Source organism: Marinilabilia sp., from assembly GCF_016278715.1.
Classification (GTDB): domain Bacteria; phylum Bacteroidota; class Bacteroidia; order Bacteroidales; family Marinilabiliaceae; genus Marinilabilia.
Genome location: NZ_JADQBH010000159.1, coordinates 1 through 19,283, shown reverse-complemented (window position 1 = coordinate 19,283; position 19,283 = coordinate 1). Strand labels below are relative to the sequence as shown.

The following is a 19,283-nucleotide window of genomic DNA, read 5'->3' as shown; positions in this document are numbered from 1 at the left end:
GTTTTGGAGGTATTCTGAAGCGGCGTGACGGGAAAAAGTTCATGCACAAATACGGTGAGCGTGAATGTCTGGCCCCTCGTGATATTGTGGCTCGTGCCATCGATAATGAATTGAAAACCACTGGTGATGACTATGTTTATCTGGATGTTACTCACAAACCTAAAGAGGAGATAAAAGCCCATTATCCCGCTATCTACGAAAAGTGTTTGTCACTTGGAATTGATATTGCTAAAGAATACATTCCCGTGGTTCCCGCAGCCCATTTCTCATGTGGCGGAATAAAAGTTGATGAGAAAGCCCGTACTTCCATCGGACGACTATATGCCGCCGGGGAGTGTAGTTGTACTGGTCTGCATGGAGCTAACCGTCTTGCTTCCAACTCTCTCCTGGAGGGGATTGTTTATGCAGATGCCGCAGCCAAAGATGCAGCGGAAAAGGTGGGTACGTATTCTTTCTGCAAAGACATCCCGGAGTGGAACGATGAGGGAACTTCACACCCTGAGGAGATGGTGCTGATTACCCAAAGTCAGAAAGAGATCGAGCAGATTATGAGCTATTATGTGGGTATTGTGCGCTCCAATCTGCGTCTGAAGCGGGCACTCGACAGACTGGAGATTATCTATCACGAGACTGAAAATTTGTATCAGCGTTCCACCGTTTCCCAGCGCCTGTGCGAATTGCGGAATTCTATCCAGGTGGGATACCTGATAATTAAAATGGCCCGTCAACGTAAAGAGAGTCGGGGATTGCACTACAACAGTGATTATCCGGATATGATTAAACTTGGCAGCTGAGGATGGTGGGTTAACACATCAGGCACTTGAGAAATTGATTTGTTTAAGATGAATTAGACTTTGGAGGTCGCCCCAAATTTTTAACATCCCGTTATTTCTAAGGAGCTAACAGCCATGAGCTACGAGCCATGAGCCACGAGCTAACAGCTAATCTATTATGGACATCATACTAATTATAATAGGGATTTCCCTTCTACTGGCAGGTTTTATCGGCTGTGTGTTACCGGTTTTGCCGGGACCACCACTGAGTTTTTTGGCTTTGCTGATGCTTCAAGTGACCAGCTGGGGTAGTTTTTCTACCAGATTTTTATGGATTGCTGCAGGTGCGGCTGTCGTTGTCACCCTGCTGGATTATGTCGTTCCGGTTTGGGGTGCCAGGCGATTTGGCGGCACCAAAGCAGGCGTATGGGGCGCCGCAATAGGTCTTGCGGTGGGTCTGTTTTTTGGACCGGCAGGAATAATTCTGGGGCCTTTTCTGGGGGCCTTGCTGGGTGAAATTGCCGCACATGCCGATTCCAATAGGGCTTTTAAAGCTGCCTTCGGATCATTTATAGGTTTTCTGACGGGGGTTGTTTTGAAGCTGATTGTTTCCGGGGTATTTACCTGGTATTTCTTTAAGGAATGGTTGATGTAATTTTTTAGTCACCCCCAAAACCACTTTCTCCCTTCGGGGCAATTGCGGCACATCCCAATTTTATTTCTGTTGAATAAAATGGATTGTTTAAATGTATTACTTTCATGACTTTTTAAGATGTCACTGAAAGTACTAATATTGGAGTTTCCCAAAATGTGTCGGGCATCTTTGTCGTAGCAGCAGGGAACCATCAGCCCGTTCCACGTAATGACGGCACTGCTCCACTGACGCCAGCAATGGTTATAGGCGTGTCCTGGTACTTTATATTTTCTTACTGATGAGGTTTGGTAACGTGATTTCTCCCGTGCCGGCTGAACGGTTCCATCTCCAAACTCATTTATTTGTGCGGATTTTATTTCCAATTTGTCCACCCCGACTTCTTTACACCATTTACGGATGACTGGAATTTCATGCTTGTTGTGGTCGAAAGCGAGGACTTGCACAATTATGATGGGCGAAAAGGCTCCGAATTCTTTTCGTGCATGAATCAGCATTAAAATGCCGTTTTTTACCTTCTCAACATCTCCGTCCCGACGATATGTCTCATAAATTTTTTGGGAAAAGCCGTCGAGTGATATGACAATTCTCGAAAGTCCGGACGCGATCAGTTTCCTGCACATTTGCTCGTCAAGAAGTTGGGCATTGGTGCTAATGGTTGTGTAGATACGATTCTCAGCGGCTTTTTCGATGAATTCCCCGATGTGTGGATGAAGTAAGGGTTCTCCCTGAAAGTAAAGATTTAAATAAAAGGTGTATTTTTCTGTTTCTCCGATTATTTTATTGAGTAATTCAATATTCATAGTCCCCTTTTTTCGGGATAGAACGGCTGCTCCTGTTGGGCATTCGGGGCATTTTAACTGGCAGTGCCCCGATGGTTCCAATGATAAGGCGAAAGGATGGGCTAAGCAAACCGGTTTCCCAACAATCCGTGACAGGAAGAAACCGCATACAAGCTTCAACAGGTTTAGGAGACGTGGAATGCTTAGGCTTTTTAGATAGAGCCTAGCGTTGTATTGAATTGCTGAGGTTTGGAACCACATGTGGAAGTACTTTAATAAACTCTATAAGTCGTGGGTTGGAGTGGTGGCTGATATGGAACGGTTAGTTGAAAGGTGTAAGGAAGAGTGGGGATAAAATATAAACTCTGTGATACTCTGTGAGTTTATTTCTCTGTGGAACTCTGTGTAAGAAATTCTTTCACAGGGTATGGCAGAGGAAGCACAGAGTACCACAGAGGATGGTTTTATCTGCAAGTCATTTAGTTTGTCTCCAGAATGTCTAAAATCTGGTCTAATCGTGGTGTGAGAATAATTTCCGTACGTCTGTTTTTGCGTTTTCCTTCTGCTGTTTCGTTGGTGACCAGCGGAACATGGGGTCCCCGGCCTGCAGCAATCACTCTTGAAGGGTCCACTTCACTGTTTTCGAGCAGAATGCGCGTTACTGAAGTGGCGCGTTTTACACTCAGATCCCAGTTGTCGAGCAGCACTCCGCTGCGATAGGGAACCGGGTCGGTATGCCCCTCAATCATTATGTTGATGTCTTTCTTTTCGCCCAGCACATTGGCCACTTGTCTGATTGCGGATGCCCCTTCTGTACTCACCTGGTAACTACCGGAGCCGAAAAGCAGTTTTTCTTCCATGGAAACATAAACCTTTCCGTTTTTGATGTGAACTTTCAGCTGGCTTTGGTCAAATCCGGTAAGAGCATCCGCAATTGCCTGACGTAAAGCGTTGCTGGCACTGTCTTTACGGGCAAGGGCCTGTTCCAGTTCCATCAGGCGACGGTTTTGAGCTTCCAACTGTTCCTGCGCAGCGGTCAATTCGCTCATGGCATTCTGAAGTTCAGCTTTACGGGAGGTCAGGTCTCTTTCGGCCGCAATGAGTGCATCCTCCCTGGCCTGAAGGTCTTCCTGAAGTTTCCGCAGGTATGCCAGCAGTTCTTCAGAGTCGGCGGTTCCCGTTTTGTTACGCAGCTGAGAAAGTAAGTCATCGTATTCATTTCGAAGTTTGCTTAGGTCGTCTCGGCAAGCCCTTGCTTCCCGGCCTTTCTGCAATGTATCGGCAGTCAGTTCTGCCACCTGGCTTTTCAGGCGGTCGGCCAGTTCTTTTAGCTCTTCTGTGCGGCCTTCCAGCAGTTCTTTGTCACTGGTCAGACCTTCCACTTTGTCGGTCAGTTGTTGATTGCTCTCTTCCAACTCTCTGAATTGGTTAAGTGGCACACAGGAATAAAGCAATGAGCCGAGAATAAGGATAATTCCAAAATGCTTTAAGGGTCTCATAATTTAAATTTTTTATTTGATGCTATTATTTAACAACATTCAGTTAAGCCATTACAAAACCAGACAAGCATGTCGCAACCCTCCCAGAATAAAAGCTTTGCGTCATGGCATCTCTGTGTTTAAGCTTTTTTTAACGTACTATTGATTAGTAAACCATAATCTTTGTATGCCATGACTTTGCATTTGTTAGCGTTTTGGCAATGCCACTATATTGTTGAAAAATCCAATTTAGCAGAAGTGTCTTGTATGGTTTATATTCTTCTTTTTCACTTATGTTTCTTATGTGGTCTAACTAACAAGAGCTAATACGCACTAACTAAAAACCAACTGCCAATTTTATCCTTAACGTAAAAAACGACAAATGATTATTTTTACTTCCTTGTTGTTGCGTAAAACTAATAAAAATTTTTGCTGATAGATGTTGTAAATTAGTGCCTGTCCATAAATTAAGCAAATTTTGTTCTTAGAGGTGTTTCTGGTCAGAAAGTGCCAATTGCTAGGCTTGCGAAGCCGCCAAAAACGGAGTTTACTAATCGTAAATGAGTATTTTGGCGGCAAGCGTAACAGCCTGCCCCGATCCTTCGGGGACGCAAGTGGTACTTTATGGACAGAAACTAATTAGAGATTGCTCTTTATATCATATCTAAAATATTAACATTCTTTTATCTTTGCATCAGAAAACCAAATCAAAACCGAAAAACAGAAGCAAGGGAATGGAAGAGGCCGCTAAAGAATTTTTAAAACACATTGATTCACCGGAAGATTTGCGCAAGCTTCCTCAGAAGGACTTGATGCATGTTTGTTCAGAGTTGCGCGACTACATTATTGATGCCGTTTCGTGCAACCCCGGTCACTTTGGGGCCAGTCTTGGAGTCGTGGAACTTACCGTGGCGCTTCACTATGTTTTTAATACTCCATCCGACAAAATTATTTGGGATGTGGGGCATCAGGCCTATGGGCATAAAATCCTTACCGGACGGCGGGATCGCTTCCATACAAATCGTAAATACAAAGGAATTAGCGGATTTCCCAATATTTTTGAGAGTGAGTACGATGCTTTTGGAGTGGGGCATTCCTCTACTTCTATTTCTGCAGCGTTGGGAATGGCGGTTGCGGCAAATCGTAAGGGAGAGCAGGACCGGCAGACGGTTGCTGTTATTGGAGACGGCGCCATGACTGCGGGGCAGGCTTTCGAAGGACTTAATAACCTGGCCGCGAGCAAAGCCAATGTCTTGGTGGTGCTCAACGACAATAACATGGCCATCGACCCCAATGTCGGGGGGTTTAGTGAATACCTGGTTGATATTGCCACAAGTCATACTTACAATAAACTCCGAAAGGAAGTTTTTAAAGCACTTCAGAAGTTTAATATTGGCGGCCCACGTTCGCGCGATATGATTATTAAAATCAACAACAGTATTAAAACGCTGCTTACTCGGCAGACCAATATTTTTGAAGGATTAAATGTGCGTTACTTCGGTCCCGTGGACGGACACGATGTGGAACGGCTGGCTAATGTACTTAAAGATTTAAAGGAAATAAAGGGGCCTAAGGTTCTTCATATTATTACTAAAAAGGGAAAAGGGTTTAAGCTTGCAGAGGAAAATCAAACTGCCTGGCATGCTACCGGAGGGAAATTTGATAAAACCACCGGCAGGTTTCTGGAGACAACATCCAATACACCCAAACCCCCTAAATTTCAGGATGTATTTGGGCACAGTATCATTGAACTTGCCGAAAGAAATGAAAAAATTGTGGGCATTACCCCTGCTATGCCGACCGGATGCAGCCTGAATCTGATGATGGAGAAGATGCCCAATCGTGCTTTTGATGTAGGCATTGCGGAACAGCACGCAGTAACTTTCGCGGCAGGTCTTGCCATTTCCGGGATGATTCCTTTTTGTAATATTTATTCCACATTTATGCAACGTGCCTACGATCAGGTTATTCACGATGTGGCATTGCAGAATCTGAATGTGGTATTTTGTTTGGATCGTGGAGGATTGGTGGGGGCTGATGGTCCTACTCATCACGGGGCTTTTGATTTGGCATATTTCCGTTGCATTCCAAATATGGTTGTTTCTTCACCGATGGATGAAGCGGAGTTGCGAAATCTGATGTACACCGCACAGTTACCGGATATGGGGCCTTTTTCTATTCGATATCCTCGTGGAAACGGAACGCATATTGACTGGCAGACACCATTTGAAAAAATTGATGTGGGCACAGGACGGGAGCTCTCTTCCGGAGGCGACCTGGTGTTTTTAACTATAGGTCCCATCGGTGCCAAAGTTCAGCGGATCGTAAATCAACTTCAGGAGGAAGGTATTTCTGCCGGGCATTGCGATATGCGATTTGTGAAACCTCTAGATGAAGTTTTGCTTCATAAGATATTTATTAAATATCAGAAGATTATAACAATAGAAGATGGAACCATTGTAGGGGGAATGGGATCTGCGGTCATAGAATTTATGGCTGAGAACGGATATTCAGCCATTATCAGGCGCTTGGGGATACCGGATAAGTTCATCGACCAGGGAACCCAGACTGAGTTGGCACGCGACTGTGGTTTCGATATGGAAGGGATTCGTCAGGCTGCAAGAGCTCTGGTAGGAAAACCGCATAAAGCACTTTAGAAAAACCACTTCAATCTAACAGCTCCCAGGTAATCCATTGTGTTCTCACCCTGCACTGTCTTGTTGAAAAATAAATTGAGGAAAGCTGTCAGATAAAGGTTTCGTTGGAGTGAATATTCCAGCGAGGGGCCGGCATACCATCCGTTGGTTCCTGCAAAATGCATGGCATTCAGTGTCCCGGAAAACAAGGGAGTAAAAGGATATTGCAGGGAGCTGAAAACGCTGTATCTTGTAACACTTAAATTTCTTATAGATGCTTGTCCTGTAATAAAATTACTAAATCCACTTATAGAGTTACTTAAGTTACTGCTATACAAAAATTCACTTCTCCACAGCAAGCTGTTTTTGAAAGTATAATTCAGGCCGGTGGAAGCAATAAGGGTTTTTTCTCCATGGTCAGGAATCAGGAAGGTACTCTCTCCGTAGAAACCTGCATTGCCGATATGGCCCGACCACCCCAGTCCCGCTGTCCAGTCATTGTCATTGAGCCTTCCGCCCAGAATCTGCCAGTCGTACCGACCGGCATTAAAGCGAAACCGCATGGCCATTGTTTTTCGATGATCGGAATCTATTTTAAACACCCCATCAAGCTGGGATGCCGGTCCGGTAAAAAGCTGCAGGCGTAGTCCGTCAATCCCGGGTCGTTCGGGATAGTCCAGGTCAAAAAACGAATAAGCATTAAAGATATCGTTTGGATTCCATACCATTGCCTGCCCCCAGTTGATGCGTTGCCGACCGGCTCTGACTTGCAGTTTTCCCAGATAGAGGTCAAACCAGAGTCTGTCTATGGTCATGTTGAGAATCGCTGAATTGCCTGAGGCAATGTTGTAGGACATGTCCAGTAGGCCCTGGTCATTGTCGATAAAGGCCGCATAACCCGGAATTTTATTGACCGTTTCCCCGTGAATAAGCCGGTTCCTGAATTGAATGACACCAATAAATGTGGAAGAAAAGTCGTAACTCAGGTTAATGCGGTTGTGTATGGTTGTTTCGCGGAGGGTTTGATCGAGTTGTTCCAGATGGTACCAACCCGGCATAACGCCCAGGTAGCCGTCAGCCTTCATCTGACTGCTTATGTGGCAGGAAATGAACAATGCAAAAATCAGAAAATAGGTCCTCATTTTTGGGAATCGTTATAATATATTCTGATAATCAGTTGATTTGTTGTTTTTTTGGAATGATAAATTAAACCGATACAGGTTTTCAACAACCCAATATATTACGATCGGCTTATTTCGTCCGACTTAATTATTCCATCTTCAAGTGTTACTACACGTCGGGCTTTTTGAACAACTCTGGCATCGTGAGTTGAAAATATAAAAGTTGTCTTTTCTCTTCTGTTGAGTTCTTCCATGATGGTTAAAAGGTTGTCTGCTGAAGCAGAATCCAGGTTTGCGGTGGGTTCATCGGCAAGGATGAACCGGGGGCGTGATGCCAGGGCCCGCGCCACTGCGATGCGCTGCTGTTGTCCACCAGAAAGCTGTCTGGGCCGGATATCGGCTTTTTCGGGAATGCCTACCGCTTCAAGAAGTTCGTTACTACGCTGCCTGCGTTTTGATTTCGCAACCCCTTGAAGTTCAAGGATAAATTCAATGTTCTCGCGGGCTGTAAGAACCGGAATCAGGTTGTAGGCCTGAAATATGAAGCCTATATTATGCAATCTGAAATCGATTTTTTCACCTCTGGACAATTGGTTTATTTCTGTATCATTAATTATGACCTGTCCTTTATTGGGGTCGTCGAGTCCGCCAATAATATTGAGCAGGGTTGTTTTTCCTGAGCCGGAAGGACCCACAATGGCAGTAAATTCTCCTTCATTAATAGTCAAATTCACTCCGTTCAGGGCATGGACCGGCACCTGACTGCTGTTGTAGGTTTTGTGTAAATCCTTGATGTTGATTATGGACATGGTGTTTTTTTTGTTGTTAAGCAATATTTTACCTAATCGCGGGATGATTCTTAAATCAAATAACCCGAACAGCTTCAGACGGATTTAATTTCAAAGCTTTCAAGGCTGGATAGATCGATGCCAATATTCCTGAAAGGATAACCATCCCTGCAATGTTGAAAACCAATGAAGCATCCCATTCAGGATAAACAATTGGGTCAAATCCCATTTCTGTTAGTCCTGTTGCCCAGATGGATAAGTCAATTCCTGTGCTTGACAGACGCCAGACAGTAAACAGTCCTGAACCTATACCTAAGAGCCCTCCGGTGGTGCAAAGCATCACCGTTTCAAGCACAATCATCATAAATATGCGTGAGCGGGCCATTCCTACCGACATGAGCATTCCGATTTCCCGGGTGCGTTCCAGTACGGCCATAAGCATGGTATTAACAATGCCAAAAGCCAGTGCCATCAGGATAATGACAACAAATATGTACATATAGGTATTGCTCAATTCCGTAATGTAACCCAGTTCCGGACTCAGTTCTTTCCAGGGAACGGCATCTGTATCCTCCAGATTTTTTTCAATTTCGGGGGCTACCTGCATGGCATCTTCTGCATTTTGCAGTTTTACAACAACTGCATGGCTTTTACCGGATGGGATGGAGGTTAGCTCAGCCAAATCTGAATGGCGAACCAGTACATGTGTCCCGTCAAATGCAGTGTTGCTGGTGCGGAAAATTCCTGCCACGCGGAAAGCCCCTCCGGTAAGGGTTCCTTCGATATCCTGGAACCGAAGAATAATTCTTGAATGCAGGTCGATTTTCAGCTGCCTGGCCAGTTTTTCTCCTATTACAGCCTCTTTTGAGTAGGGGGAATCGAACCAGCTACCCAGCCGCACCTTTTCATGAAGGTTGAGGACGTTTTTCTCAAGTTCGGGTTCAATGCCTAATATTTTTATACCTCGCGCTGTTTCAGCAGATGCTGCCATCCCTTGCACGATTATTCGTTCTGTAGCGGCTTCCACCATCGGATGAGAGCTTACTTTGTTTATTTCACCGGGAGTTAGGAGCAATGAAAGTTCACGTGAATTTTGGTAACCATCCCGGAATACTTGAAGATGTCCCGTTTCGGTCTCCACGCCGTCTCGAAGTCGTTGTTTCATCCATCCGTTCATGAAGGTGGATGAAAAAATACCCGCAAACATGCCTGCCGTGAGGGCGGCAATAATAATCCAGCTTCTGACAGGACTTCTCCAGATGTTGCGCCAGGCAATTTTTAGTAGCATAATGTTTCGCTGTTTTCCCGGAATCCTCATAAATGAATTCGGGGTTGTTGAAAATCATTTTAGTTTCTTAGTCCAACTATCGGAGAGATTTTAAAAGCCCTCACGAAAGGGTAAAATGAAATGAACAGGGTAAGTATAAAAACTACCAGCATTTGCTGCAGAAAAACCCCTACGTCCCAGGCAAAAAACATGTAAGGTTCAAAACCGATGTTTTTCATCCATTCGCCTGCCTGACCTGTGATGGGGACAGGGTGGCTGGCAAACCACCCAATAACCGGAAGAGAACCGATAAATCCGGCCACCACGCCCATGATTCCCATCCAGAGTATTTCCAGCAGTAGCATCAGTGCCAGTTTGGAGCGATACATGCCCACAGCAACCATCACACTGAGTTCATGCTGACGTTCGGCCATCAGCATTACCACAGTGCCCAGGATACCGAACCCGATGACCAGATAAAGAATGAGTTTCATGATTAAGGCGGTTGCCCGGTCACTTTCGATTTGCTGAAGAATGGCTGGAAACATTTCCTGCCAGGTACGCAACACAAGGTCTTGTTTCAGATTTTGCTTTATCTCAGGGATTGCTTTATCGATGGCTTTTTGCGAATTTCCCACTAATGCCAGCGAAGTTACATGGTCGAAGGCCTGAAGGAAATACCTTGCTTCAGTAAGAGGCAAATAAACCAGTTGCCGGTTAAGTTCGGGATTGGGATGGCTGAACAACCCTGTCACCGGGTATTTCCCAAATGCACTAACGCCGTGAAGCCCCTGGCTAATCATGACCAGCGTATCGCCTGCCGAAATGCCTAGATTTTCAGCCAATTCCTTACCTGCAAGCAGTTGCGACGGGCCATTGAAGTAGGTCCCTTCCACCACCTTATCGGATAAATCAGTCATCTGGTCTTCCTGATCCGGGTTGACACCCAGTACCATTACTCCTTCGGTTTGGTTGCCCGATGAGGCCAGTGCAAAACTCTCGAGCCGGGGAACCACCATTTCGATGCCTTCAGTTTGTTTTAATATTTCTATCAGTGAATCGGTCGGAACAAACGAGTTGTTGATGGATTGATTGTCGGGGTAGTCCTTTTGCTGAATCTGGGCATGTCCGGCATAGAACCGTGCCACGTTCTCAATCATCTTTTGGTAGGAGCCCTCCTGCATAGATCCCATAAGGGCCGAAAAAATAACTCCGAAAAAAATAGAGGAGACAGTAATCAGTGTCCGCTTCTTGTTGCGCCACAGATTACGCCAGGCAATTTTAACGATACTTTTAATTCCGCCTGATGTTGTTTGGGTGATCATGGTGTGTTTTTTTGTTGCCTTATGTTTCTTATTTGGGTTATACCCTAAGAGCTAAGAGCTACGAGCTACGAGCTAACAGCTAAGAGCTATCTTACCGCATCCGTTTCATATTCTGAATAGAAAAGAAACTTTCTTCCATCTCTACGCCAAAATTTATTTTCTCAAATTTCATGATGGTTTTGTGTCCTTCCTCATTTGCCGGTATCACGGTGTAACGGGTAGGGATGGTGCGGTCGCCCACATCTTCAATTTCATCCAGAATCTCCTCGTTTACCAATTCTCCGGCTTCATCATAGTACTCGTTGCGGAGATTCAAAAAATCAGTTGTGGAAATCCAGGTGATTACTTTTCCCCACACCACGGGGGCTTCTTCGTGCGGAATCATTTCGATGACGTAGCACTCCCGGTCGCGTAGCGTTTCTTGGCGCAGTATTTTGTGGTTATAGTCTTTTACGATAGAGGCGGCATTGACCAGGTCGTCGTTGGTCAGGTCAGAACCCATCCACGACTGCATCATCATGCTGGGGGGAATTTTAATCATCCGGTCGATGGCCGGCACATAATTCCACATTTCCCGACCACGTTTCAGGAAACGCTGGCCTTTTTCGCGCTGGGGAAAGGTGATGAAAATCAATGAAAAATCATCTCCTTTGGCCCAGGCATTGAAACGAAGAGTTCGTGACCATGAAGGGCGAATAATCTGCATTTCCATTTCGGCATAGTTGCTTTTTCCCCGCAGTAAGTTGTCTGCTTTTTCAACGATATCTTTTGCGGTTTGACCCTGGGCACCGACCGGAAATATGGACAGAAAGCCAAGGGTGAAAAGGAGAACCATTTTTCGCCGGGTGTTTTTCTTCTGTGTGTTCATGCTTTTCTCGTTAAGGTGTATTTCTTTTAATTCAGACAAAGACCAAGGAGCTATGAGCTAATATTCCGGCTCATTTTTCCCTGATAGTAACTGATAACTTTTCCTTCTATTTGGTCAATGGGGAAGTTTTCCGGATCCATGGCATAATGAATTCCGATTCCATCCAGCATGGCCAGGAAGAAGCGGACTTCAGCATATGCATCCGTAAATCCTTCTTTCTGAAAAAATGCTGCCATTTTTTCCATGTATGGAGACAATTGTTCCAGTATTTCGGCCTTGAAACGGTCAAATACACCGGGTTGCGATATCATCGAGAAATAAAGACTCAGAAACTGAGGATTATTTACAATCCATTCCCTGCTTTTGTGAATGACCCCATAGAACTCTTCCCGTGTCACGATGCCGTCATGGTTGGGGTCTATCATATCTGCCAGTTCCATTAGGGTCTCGAAGACCAGAGAGCGTAAAAGGTGCTCTTTGCTTTCGAAATAGTTAAAGAGCGTTCCTTTGGCAATACCGGCTGCGGCGGCTATTTCAGCAGTTGTAGCCGAATGGTAGCTTTTGGTGGCAAACAGTTCAAGCGCCTTTTGCAGGATAAGACTTCGTTTTATTTCTTTTTTAGTTTGGGATTCTTTCATAAATCTAATATTTGACTGACCGGTCAGTCAAATATAGAAACTGTTTTTATATTAGTCAAGAACGAATTGTGTTTTTTGGAAAAAATATAAATTTTCTGATGATTTCAATCCCAAAAACATCAAAGCAGTGAGCTGTATTTCAGGGTTGTGCTTATGCTCCGGGAAGGAATTATTCAGATATCATCACGTTCCATTTAAGAAATATGCCCGATACAGAAAATTTCTGCATCGGGCATTTCGGTTAAAAAATGGAAATAGAAAAGGAATTATCCATCCGTGCTAAATATTGTAATTATCTGATAAAAAACTAATTAAAATCTTGAGAATGAATTGAACCGCTTCCCTCTCGCATAATATTTTTTTAAACATAGATAATGCTTAAAAAATATCATGCTCGTTTCATCCCTGTAAAATTTGTCGAGGTTATTGGTCGAATAGAACTCGCGATTCCTTTATACAAGTCCTTTTGTGGAAGGGTTGAATTATAAAAGATCCATTCTCGTTTCATTCGGTGTTCAGTTTATTTCAAATTTGCTGTCGTCTATTCCTTTGTTTACAGCCACTTCAGTAACTTCAATATCGAACGACTGTGGACCCAGAACCTGTTTCAGAACCATAGGGAACAGAATGCCGTCAATCTTGCTGTAGTTGTCATAAGTAGTGGAAACTATACCCTGAGGGGTTTCCGAAACTTCCTTGTATTTAAGGCCGTCTTTGACGCCAAAAAATATTGTGGTAGAGGTTCCTGATGGTTTGGAAACAATCATTTTGTAGGTTTCTTTACCATTGACAGTTTCTAATCCGTCGAGTTTGATTTCAACACCCTCTTGCAAATAGTTCAACTCAGGAAAAATTCTGGCACTTTCCTGCAGTTGTTTCAATGTTTCTCCTTCCAGGTTTTGCTCACCCATGGGTGTTTTCATTTTTCCCTGGTCGCCGTTGAGTACCTGCATGGATACAACGTTTCCGTTCATGGATGTTGCCTGGTAAAATTTACCGGGGTTTTTTTGAAGAATTTCAATGTTTATGTCCATTCCCTGTAAAGACATAGCCATACTTATTGCGAGGTCGCTGACAGCAGTAACTTTGTTTTTGCCTCCGATTGCTTCGATGTATTTGGCAAGAACTTCGGTTGCGGATACATCTTCACCCACAGCCTTTTTTTCAACAACTTTCCCGTAATAGTCGTACTGTGTCACTGTTTGTGAGGGGCTGAAAGACTTCATCTTGCCGGCAATTTCTGAAGCGTTACCAACGGCAAGTACTACAGCGTTGTGCGGTTTCAGATACTTAATTGCCGCATCGCGAACATCCTCTTTGGTTACTTCTTCAATTTTTTTGAGGTAGTTTTCGTAATAGTTTCTGGGTAGATCGTAGCGCTCAATGTTCAGCGCAAACCGAGCCACTGTTTGCGGGTCTTCCAGGCTGCGTCCAAAGTTTCCGATGATAGCGTTCTTAACCAGTTGCAATTCCTCATCAGAAACCAGTTCGGTACGCATGAGTTCCATTTCTTTCAGAATCTCTGTTAGAGCGCTGTCGGTCACCGATGTACGAACCTGAGCTCTTGCTGTGAAAGTACCGACTCGTTCGTCCGATTCCAGGTTGGAATAAGCACCGTAGGTATAGGCTTTGTCTTCGCGTAGATTCTGGAAAAGACGGGCATTAAATGAGCCACCTCCCAGAATACCATTCATCACACGCGCTTTTGGACTGTCGGGATGCCCAGGGGTGAGGTTTACATCGTGAGTTACTACAATGGTGGACTGATTCGCTCCATCTTTGTTTGAAATAGCGACTTTGGGCTCATTAAATCCAGCCGGATAAGGGAAAATATTTTTTGGAACCGGAGCCTCTTCCCATGCGCCAAAATATTTTTTTGCCTGTTTTTTTGCTTCCTTTACGGTAATGTCTCCAACTATCACTAAATAAGCAGTATTGGGCCTATAGTAGGAATTGTAATAGTCGATTAGATTTTCAGTGCTGATATTTCCAAGGGTCTCTTCTGACATAATTTCACCGTAAGGGTCAGTTTTGCCGTAAACCAGCCTTCCTGCTACATTTTGCGCAATTGCGGAAGGTTCCTCCTTATTGGCCTGAATTGCTGTTTTGTATTGGGTTATTTGTTTGTCCAGTTCTTCTTGTGGAAAAGAAGGGTTCAGCAGCACGTCCGACATGATTTCCAGCAATGGCTCGCTGTGTTTGGACAGAGAACGAGCATAGATTTCTTTAGACTGAGTGGACAGGGTTGCACCAATAAAATCAACAGCTTCGTCAATCTCTGCCTTGGAGCGATTGACGGTTCCGCTGCGAAGCATTCCGCCCGCTATGTCGATGTATCCGGCAAGTTCTCCTTCGGCAGGAAGGGTGACGTCCAGCGAAAGTGAGTACGACACTGCAGGGACTTTATTATTTTCCACCACAATTACCGTTAGACCGTTGGAAAGTGTAAATTTTTCATAGTCGCCGATTTTAACTTCGGGAGCCGGGCCGGGCTCTGGTGGTGTTGAGCGGTCAAGTTGGCCGCTCACAGCAGTTACCAGGGCTAATAAGATGGTTATTGAGAATATTCGCTTCATTGGAAATTTATTTTTGAGTTTTTTCAATATTGCTTTGGTTTCAAATGGTGTTCATTGAAATCCTTCACTCATTGTTGATAAGGTTATTGTTGTTTTTTGGGCAGATAGTACAAAACCACCCGGTTGTCTTCGGTAAAGTATTTATTTGCTACGCGTCGTATGTCTTCACGGGTTACTGCTAGATAATTGTCAATTTCTGTATTAATCAAATCAGCGTTGCCAAAGAACGTATGGTATCGGGCCAGATTGTTGGCCCTGCTGGCTATCTGGGTATTGCTGTTCACAAAGTCGTTTTCTATTTGGTTTTTCAGTTTTTGAAATTCTTTTTCGTTGATGAGGTTGTTTTTAACTTCTTCGATTTCCAACTCCATGGCAGCCTCCAGGTCATTCAGGTCATTGCCCATGTTGGGGAAAGCCATCACGATGTTGACGCTGGGGTCGCGGAATGGGATAGGGAACGAGTTAACCTGAAGTGCAATCTGCTGCTCATCAACCAGAGATTTATTCAGGCGGGAACTTTGTCCGTCCGAAAGCAGTGTGTTAAGCATTTCTAAAGCATAGAAATCAGGAGTATTCATGGCTGGTGTCCGATAGGCATGAATCAGCAAAGGAAGCTGAATATTGTCGAAAACAGTGTCGCGAACTTCACCTCCAAGAGGTGGCTCAACAATTTCGGGTCTGTAGATTTCCTTTGTGCCTGATGGAATGGAACCAAAATATTTTTCAACATTTTGTTTGGTTTCTTGTACATTGATATCACCGGCAATTACCAGAACGGCATTATTGGGTACGTAGAATTCGTTGTAAAAGGATTTAAATTCTTCATCTTTGGCCGCCAGGATGTGATCCGGGTCCCCGATGGTGGTCCAACGATAAGGGTGTTCCTTAAATGCCCGCTTCATTGTCTCCACGAGGAGAGATCCGTAAGGAGTGTTGTCGTAGCGTTGCTTTTTCTCTTCGATCACCACGCCTTTTTGCGTTTGAATGCCGATGCTGTCCACTTTGGCATGAAGCATTCTTTCCGATTCCAGCCAAAGACCCATCTCCAGCTGATTCGAGGGCATAATTTCATAATAATAAGTACGATCTGCGGTCGTGTTGGCATTCAGTGTTCCGCCTGATTTTTCCACGTATTTGGAATATTCTCCGCGAGGGATGTTTTCGGTTCCTTCAAACATCAGGTGTTCGAAAAAGTGCGCAAAACCGGTTCGGTTGGGTTGTTCATTCTTCGAACCCACATGATACATGACCGATACCGCCACAATGGGGGTTGAGTTGTCCTGATGCAGAATTACATGTAATCCATTGTCAAGCTGATACTCCGTAAATTCAATTTTCCCCTGCCCGGCAAATGCCAGATTGCCTGTGAGCAGCAGTGCGAAAAGGATTAGAAAAGTGTTCTTCATTTTGTTCATATTTGTTGTTGTTTTTAATGGTTAAGGTCTGAGCCTGTTCCCAAAGGTTCTTTTTTGCCAATGCAGTTTTTTGTTCCTTGGTTATAGTAAGTTAAACCAGGTTCAAGGTTCTCTGCAACTGGATTCTGACAAAATCATCACTTTGGGAAACACACTTAGGTCTTTATATTCTATAAGCAAGATAGTATTGCTTCAGAATGTTTTAGTGTCCCGAAAAGAAATACTCCGTTGAGCTTTTGAAACCGCTGATAATTAATTCATTACAAAGCCAGGCAGGAGAAATACAACTCGCTTGTAATTAAAGCTTTGCGTAATTGCGTCTCTGCGTTTAAGCTTTTTTTACGAATTTTTGTTTTACAGGGGCTTGATAATAAGCAATTTGAAAAGCGTGAGTTGATGTTTGCATGCCTTTGATAATATAACTTTTGCGTTATCGTGTCTCTTCGCTTGGTTCTTTTCTAAAGGGATTTTTGTAATCTGAAATTAGCTAAAACTTTTAGGGTGTTAAATCTGTTTTTTCAAAGGGGATACAATATCAATTTACAGGCCAAAAAGCATAAAAGCCTTTAGTTTAGATAACAAAGAGGTGCTTAAAAAAGTTTTTGTTGTTTGCGTTTTGCACGAAGATGAACAGCCGGGTGTACGAAAACGAACGCTTTTTATCCGCTTCAAAGAACGACTTAATTTTTTACCTTTGCATCAGGGATAAAAAAGCGCACGGTTTTTGATGCTTACAATGACCCAGTACGGCGATAAAGGTGCCATAGATGTGGTGCTGAAAAGTAAAAATTAAGCACATGAAGTTTTTAACAGGTTTACCGGCCATTGGTTTTATTGTTCTGGTATTTATTTTTGGCTGTCAGGGCGAGGAAGCCTGTCTTTCTAATCAAAATGCGGTGCAGGCAGGGTTGTACTCTGCATGGTCCGATGAGGATAAAGACAGTACTTTGCAAAATGTTTCATTGGTGGGCATCAACCGGATTGACAGTATTTATCGGGACCAAAGCTTGTCAGAGTTTTTTATGCCCCTGGATTTTGAGAGTGATACTTCCACCTTTGTGGTAGGCGTGTCAGCCACCATGAAAGATACGCTTTCTATTGTTTACAGGAAGGAGCTGGACTTTATTTCCCGCGATTGCGGATATATCTTTACCTTCGACATAGATACCATTTTATATTCCAATGCATTTATTGACTCTGTTGCTATAGCTTATCCAATTGTAAAATATGGGGAATCAGCCGAAAATATTAAGCTTTTTATTTACTAGTCTCTTTTTGTTTCCCGGTTTTCTGAAAAGCCAGGATTCCGAAAAAGGAATTAAGGCCAATCTTGAAGAGCAGGTTCAGGGCATCACCCTGGGCATTAACCTGGAGGGTCCGGTTAGCCGGTTTTTCGATTCGGATAAATCTGCTTTTTCTGCAGTAACGCATATCAATTTGTCGCCGGGTTGGTTTTTTCGCGGTGAAGCGGGATTCGAGAATCTCGTTTTTTCAGAAGATAACGAGGAGAAACGCAACTACAGCTACGAAAGTAACGGCTCATTTCTTAAAGCCGGGATGCTTTATGATTTCTTCTCTGTGGATGAAAGAGGCAATAACGACAATATCTTTGTGGGGCTCAATTACGGATTTGCTTTTCAGGAGCATCGGGCAGGTGGCTACACCATTAAGAATGGTTATTGGGAAGATTTTCATGGTTCGGAATCAACTTATGCGGTGAATACTCACTGGCTTGAGGTTATGGTCGGTCCTCGCACCGAGCTGTTCAATAACCTTTACATGGGGTGGACAATCAATTTGAGAGTTAAAATCCTTCAAAACAATTCTGAAGAGCTATCGCCTTACTCGGTACCCGGATTTGGCAACGGAGACAATACTGTGAATGTCGGTTTCTCCTATGTGATTGAGTACATGATTCCCTGGAAAAAATAGAGTACCATGAAAAAAATTGCTGTCTTTTGTGCCTCCAGTCCCAAAGTTCCTGAAGTTTATTTCGATGCCGCCAGAGAAGTGTCTGCCGCTTTGGTGAAAGCCGGGTATGGTATTATTTACGGAGGTGGTGCTATTGGATTGATGGGTGCTGTTGCTGATGAGGCTCTGAAAAACAACGGAGTAATTACCGGAATTATTCCCCGTTTTATGGTCGATGTGGAGTGGGAACACAAGGATGTGGAAGACATGATACATGTGGAGACCATGCACAAACGCAAGGAACTGATGGTGCAGGGAAGCGCCGGAATACTTGCATTGCCAGGCGGCACCGGGACTCTAGAGGAATTGTTTGAGGTGATGTCCCTCAAAAAACTTGGTCAATACCGGCATCCCATTGTGGTGCTCAACACCAATGGCTATTACGACGGACTGCTGCAACAGACCCACAAAATGGTGGAGGAAAAATTTATGCGCCCCATACACAATGAAATGTGGAGTATAGTTGAACACCCGTGTGAGGTTGTTTCTGCCTTTGAAAACACCAAGCCCTGGGGGGAAGATGCGATAAAGTTTGCAGGGGTGTAGAGGTTTTAAAACGACCCCCATAAGAATTAAAAGATGGTGGCTTTATGTTGATTTGGTATAATTTATTCCCTCACAATCCTCACATTCTGATCCCTGAAGGTATCTCTGATAGTTTTAATGGCCTCGTCGGCGGTCATTTTGCCTGACATTACCTCATGTCCGAAGTTGCTGGAAAAGCGTCGTTCATAGTCGAAAATATACTGGTTGTTTCCGCCCAGCGTAATTTTATTTTCACCATATTTTTGGTCAATGGAGTTAATGAAGTTCTCAAACTGGTCGCCGCCCATGGAGGAGGATGCCAGTTCTGCTTTGATACCGGTCGGACTTTTGGCATAACGTACCCATTTGTCGGCTACCTTAGGTTGATTCATGGCCATAAGCAGGTCAATGGCAGCCTCAGGATGTTGTGCGTTTTTGGGGACGACCCACATTATCTGGTACCCGTCG

Annotated in this window: 17 protein-coding genes; 6 read left to right on the top strand and 11 right to left on the bottom strand. The window is 44.1% G+C overall.

Annotation, left to right across the window (positions count from 1 at the left end):
* Both QZZ43_RS10255 and QZZ43_RS10250 read left to right on the top strand, forming a co-directional pair.
* Window positions 1–794: FAD-binding protein (locus QZZ43_RS10255; protein WP_291858638.1), on the top strand; the 794-nt coding region annotated here is incomplete at its 5' end.
* Window positions 795–951: 157 nt separating this feature from the next.
* The gene (locus QZZ43_RS10250) at window positions 952–1,428 is read left to right on the top strand and encodes a DUF456 domain-containing protein (RefSeq protein ID WP_291858635.1); all 477 of its coding nucleotides are present in this window, start codon (window positions 952–954) and stop codon (window positions 1,426–1,428) included.
* A gap of 8 nt (window positions 1,429–1,436) precedes the next feature.
* Here QZZ43_RS10250 and QZZ43_RS10245 read toward each other — a convergent pair whose 3' ends face one another.
* Together QZZ43_RS10245 and QZZ43_RS10240 are read right to left on the bottom strand one after the other, a co-directional pair.
* The gene (locus QZZ43_RS10245) at window positions 1,437–2,468 is read right to left on the bottom strand and encodes a radical SAM/SPASM domain-containing protein (RefSeq protein WP_291858632.1); all 1,032 of its coding nucleotides are present in this window, start codon (window positions 2,466–2,468) and stop codon (window positions 1,437–1,439) included.
* 218 nt (window positions 2,469–2,686) lie between these two features.
* The gene (locus QZZ43_RS10240) at window positions 2,687–3,706 is read right to left on the bottom strand and encodes an OmpA family protein (protein ID WP_291858629.1); all 1,020 of its coding nucleotides are present in this window, start codon (window positions 3,704–3,706) and stop codon (window positions 2,687–2,689) included.
* Between the two features lie 713 nt (window positions 3,707–4,419).
* Between QZZ43_RS10240 and dxs the strand changes: the two genes are divergently transcribed.
* Window positions 4,420–6,342, top strand: a complete 1,923-nt coding sequence (gene dxs, locus QZZ43_RS10235; protein WP_291858626.1) for a 1-deoxy-D-xylulose-5-phosphate synthase — start codon at window positions 4,420–4,422, stop codon at window positions 6,340–6,342.
* Here the strand turns inward: dxs and QZZ43_RS10230 are convergent.
* The 8 genes from QZZ43_RS10230 to QZZ43_RS10195 all read right to left on the bottom strand — a co-directional run bounded on the left by QZZ43_RS10230 (window position 6,339) and on the right by QZZ43_RS10195 (window position 16,310).
* The gene (locus tag QZZ43_RS10230; protein ID WP_291858624.1) at window positions 6,339–7,463 is read right to left on the bottom strand and encodes a hypothetical protein; all 1,125 of its coding nucleotides are present in this window, start codon (window positions 7,461–7,463) and stop codon (window positions 6,339–6,341) included. The genes dxs and QZZ43_RS10230 overlap by 4 nt on opposite strands.
* Before the next feature lie 98 nt (window positions 7,464–7,561).
* Window positions 7,562–8,251 (bottom strand): ABC transporter ATP-binding protein, encoded by a 690-nt coding sequence (locus QZZ43_RS10225; RefSeq protein WP_291858621.1) that lies wholly within the window; start codon window positions 8,249–8,251, stop codon window positions 7,562–7,564.
* A gap of 55 nt (window positions 8,252–8,306) precedes the next feature.
* Entirely contained in the window at window positions 8,307–9,518 is a 1,212-nt protein-coding gene (locus QZZ43_RS10220; protein WP_291858618.1) for an FtsX-like permease family protein, read from the bottom strand.
* Window positions 9,519–9,577: 59 nt separating this feature from the next.
* The gene (locus QZZ43_RS10215; RefSeq protein WP_291858616.1) at window positions 9,578–10,822 is read right to left on the bottom strand and encodes an ABC transporter permease; all 1,245 of its coding nucleotides are present in this window, start codon (window positions 10,820–10,822) and stop codon (window positions 9,578–9,580) included.
* A gap of 91 nt (window positions 10,823–10,913) precedes the next feature.
* The gene (locus QZZ43_RS10210) at window positions 10,914–11,690 is read right to left on the bottom strand and encodes an outer membrane lipoprotein-sorting protein (protein WP_291858613.1); all 777 of its coding nucleotides are present in this window, start codon (window positions 11,688–11,690) and stop codon (window positions 10,914–10,916) included.
* 50 nt (window positions 11,691–11,740) lie between these two features.
* Window positions 11,741–12,328, bottom strand: a complete 588-nt coding sequence (locus QZZ43_RS10205) for a TetR/AcrR family transcriptional regulator (protein ID WP_291858610.1) — start codon at window positions 12,326–12,328, stop codon at window positions 11,741–11,743.
* 515 nt (window positions 12,329–12,843) lie between these two features.
* A complete protein-coding gene (locus QZZ43_RS10200; RefSeq protein WP_291858607.1) occupies window positions 12,844–14,904 on the bottom strand; it encodes a pitrilysin family protein in 2,061 nt (686 codons plus the stop codon).
* An 83-nt stretch (window positions 14,905–14,987) separates the two neighbouring features.
* A complete protein-coding gene (locus QZZ43_RS10195) occupies window positions 14,988–16,310 on the bottom strand; it encodes a pitrilysin family protein (protein ID WP_291858604.1) in 1,323 nt (440 codons plus the stop codon).
* 806 nt (window positions 16,311–17,116) lie between these two features.
* Between QZZ43_RS10195 and QZZ43_RS10190 the strand changes: the two genes are divergently transcribed.
* From QZZ43_RS10190 to QZZ43_RS10180, 3 genes are read left to right on the top strand one after another with little or no spacing between them, the layout of a single operon-like run.
* On the top strand, window positions 17,117–17,587 hold the full coding sequence (locus QZZ43_RS10190; RefSeq protein ID WP_291858601.1) for a DUF6452 family protein: 471 nt from the start codon (window positions 17,117–17,119) through the stop codon (window positions 17,585–17,587).
* Window positions 17,547–18,251 carry a DUF6048 family protein gene (locus QZZ43_RS10185; RefSeq protein ID WP_291858598.1) on the top strand — a complete coding sequence of 235 codons (705 nt, stop codon included), beginning with the start codon at window positions 17,547–17,549 and terminating at the stop codon, window positions 18,249–18,251. Before QZZ43_RS10190 ends, QZZ43_RS10185 begins: the two co-directional genes overlap by 41 nt.
* A 6-nt stretch (window positions 18,252–18,257) precedes the next feature.
* Window positions 18,258–18,836: a TIGR00730 family Rossman fold protein gene (locus QZZ43_RS10180; RefSeq protein WP_291858595.1), complete on the top strand. Its 579-nt coding sequence runs from the start codon at window positions 18,258–18,260 to the stop codon at window positions 18,834–18,836.
* 62 nt (window positions 18,837–18,898) lie between these two features.
* Here the strand turns inward: QZZ43_RS10180 and QZZ43_RS10175 are convergent.
* A partial coding sequence (locus QZZ43_RS10175) for a hypothetical protein (RefSeq protein ID WP_291858592.1) occupies window positions 18,899–19,283 on the bottom strand: 385 nt, incomplete at its 5' end.

Excerpts from the sequence above, each read along its gene's own strand:
- QZZ43_RS10250 (WP_291858635.1), top strand. The coding sequence starts at position 952 with ATGGACATCATACTAATTATAATAGGGATTTCCCTTCTACTGGCAGGT.
- QZZ43_RS10245 (WP_291858632.1), bottom strand. The coding sequence starts at position 2,468 with ATGTGGTTCCAAACCTCAGCAATTCAATACAACGCTAGGCTCTATCTA.
- QZZ43_RS10240 (WP_291858629.1), bottom strand. The coding sequence starts at position 3,706 with ATGAGACCCTTAAAGCATTTTGGAATTATCCTTATTCTCGGCTCATTG.
- dxs (WP_291858626.1), top strand. The coding sequence starts at position 4,420 with ATGGAAGAGGCCGCTAAAGAATTTTTAAAACACATTGATTCACCGGAA.
- QZZ43_RS10230 (WP_291858624.1), bottom strand. The coding sequence starts at position 7,463 with ATGAGGACCTATTTTCTGATTTTTGCATTGTTCATTTCCTGCCACATA.
- QZZ43_RS10225 (WP_291858621.1), bottom strand. The coding sequence starts at position 8,251 with ATGTCCATAATCAACATCAAGGATTTACACAAAACCTACAACAGCAGT.
- QZZ43_RS10220 (WP_291858618.1), bottom strand. The coding sequence starts at position 9,518 with ATGCTACTAAAAATTGCCTGGCGCAACATCTGGAGAAGTCCTGTCAGA.
- QZZ43_RS10215 (WP_291858616.1), bottom strand. The coding sequence starts at position 10,822 with ATGATCACCCAAACAACATCAGGCGGAATTAAAAGTATCGTTAAAATT.
- QZZ43_RS10210 (WP_291858613.1), bottom strand. The coding sequence starts at position 11,690 with ATGAACACACAGAAGAAAAACACCCGGCGAAAAATGGTTCTCCTTTTC.
- QZZ43_RS10205 (WP_291858610.1), bottom strand. The coding sequence starts at position 12,328 with ATGAAAGAATCCCAAACTAAAAAAGAAATAAAACGAAGTCTTATCCTG.
- QZZ43_RS10200 (WP_291858607.1), bottom strand. The coding sequence starts at position 14,904 with ATGAAGCGAATATTCTCAATAACCATCTTATTAGCCCTGGTAACTGCT.
- QZZ43_RS10195 (WP_291858604.1), bottom strand. The coding sequence starts at position 16,310 with ATGAAGAACACTTTTCTAATCCTTTTCGCACTGCTGCTCACAGGCAAT.
- QZZ43_RS10190 (WP_291858601.1), top strand. The coding sequence starts at position 17,117 with ATGAAGTTTTTAACAGGTTTACCGGCCATTGGTTTTATTGTTCTGGTA.
- QZZ43_RS10185 (WP_291858598.1), top strand. The coding sequence starts at position 17,547 with ATGGGGAATCAGCCGAAAATATTAAGCTTTTTATTTACTAGTCTCTTT.
- QZZ43_RS10180 (WP_291858595.1), top strand. The coding sequence starts at position 18,258 with ATGAAAAAAATTGCTGTCTTTTGTGCCTCCAGTCCCAAAGTTCCTGAA.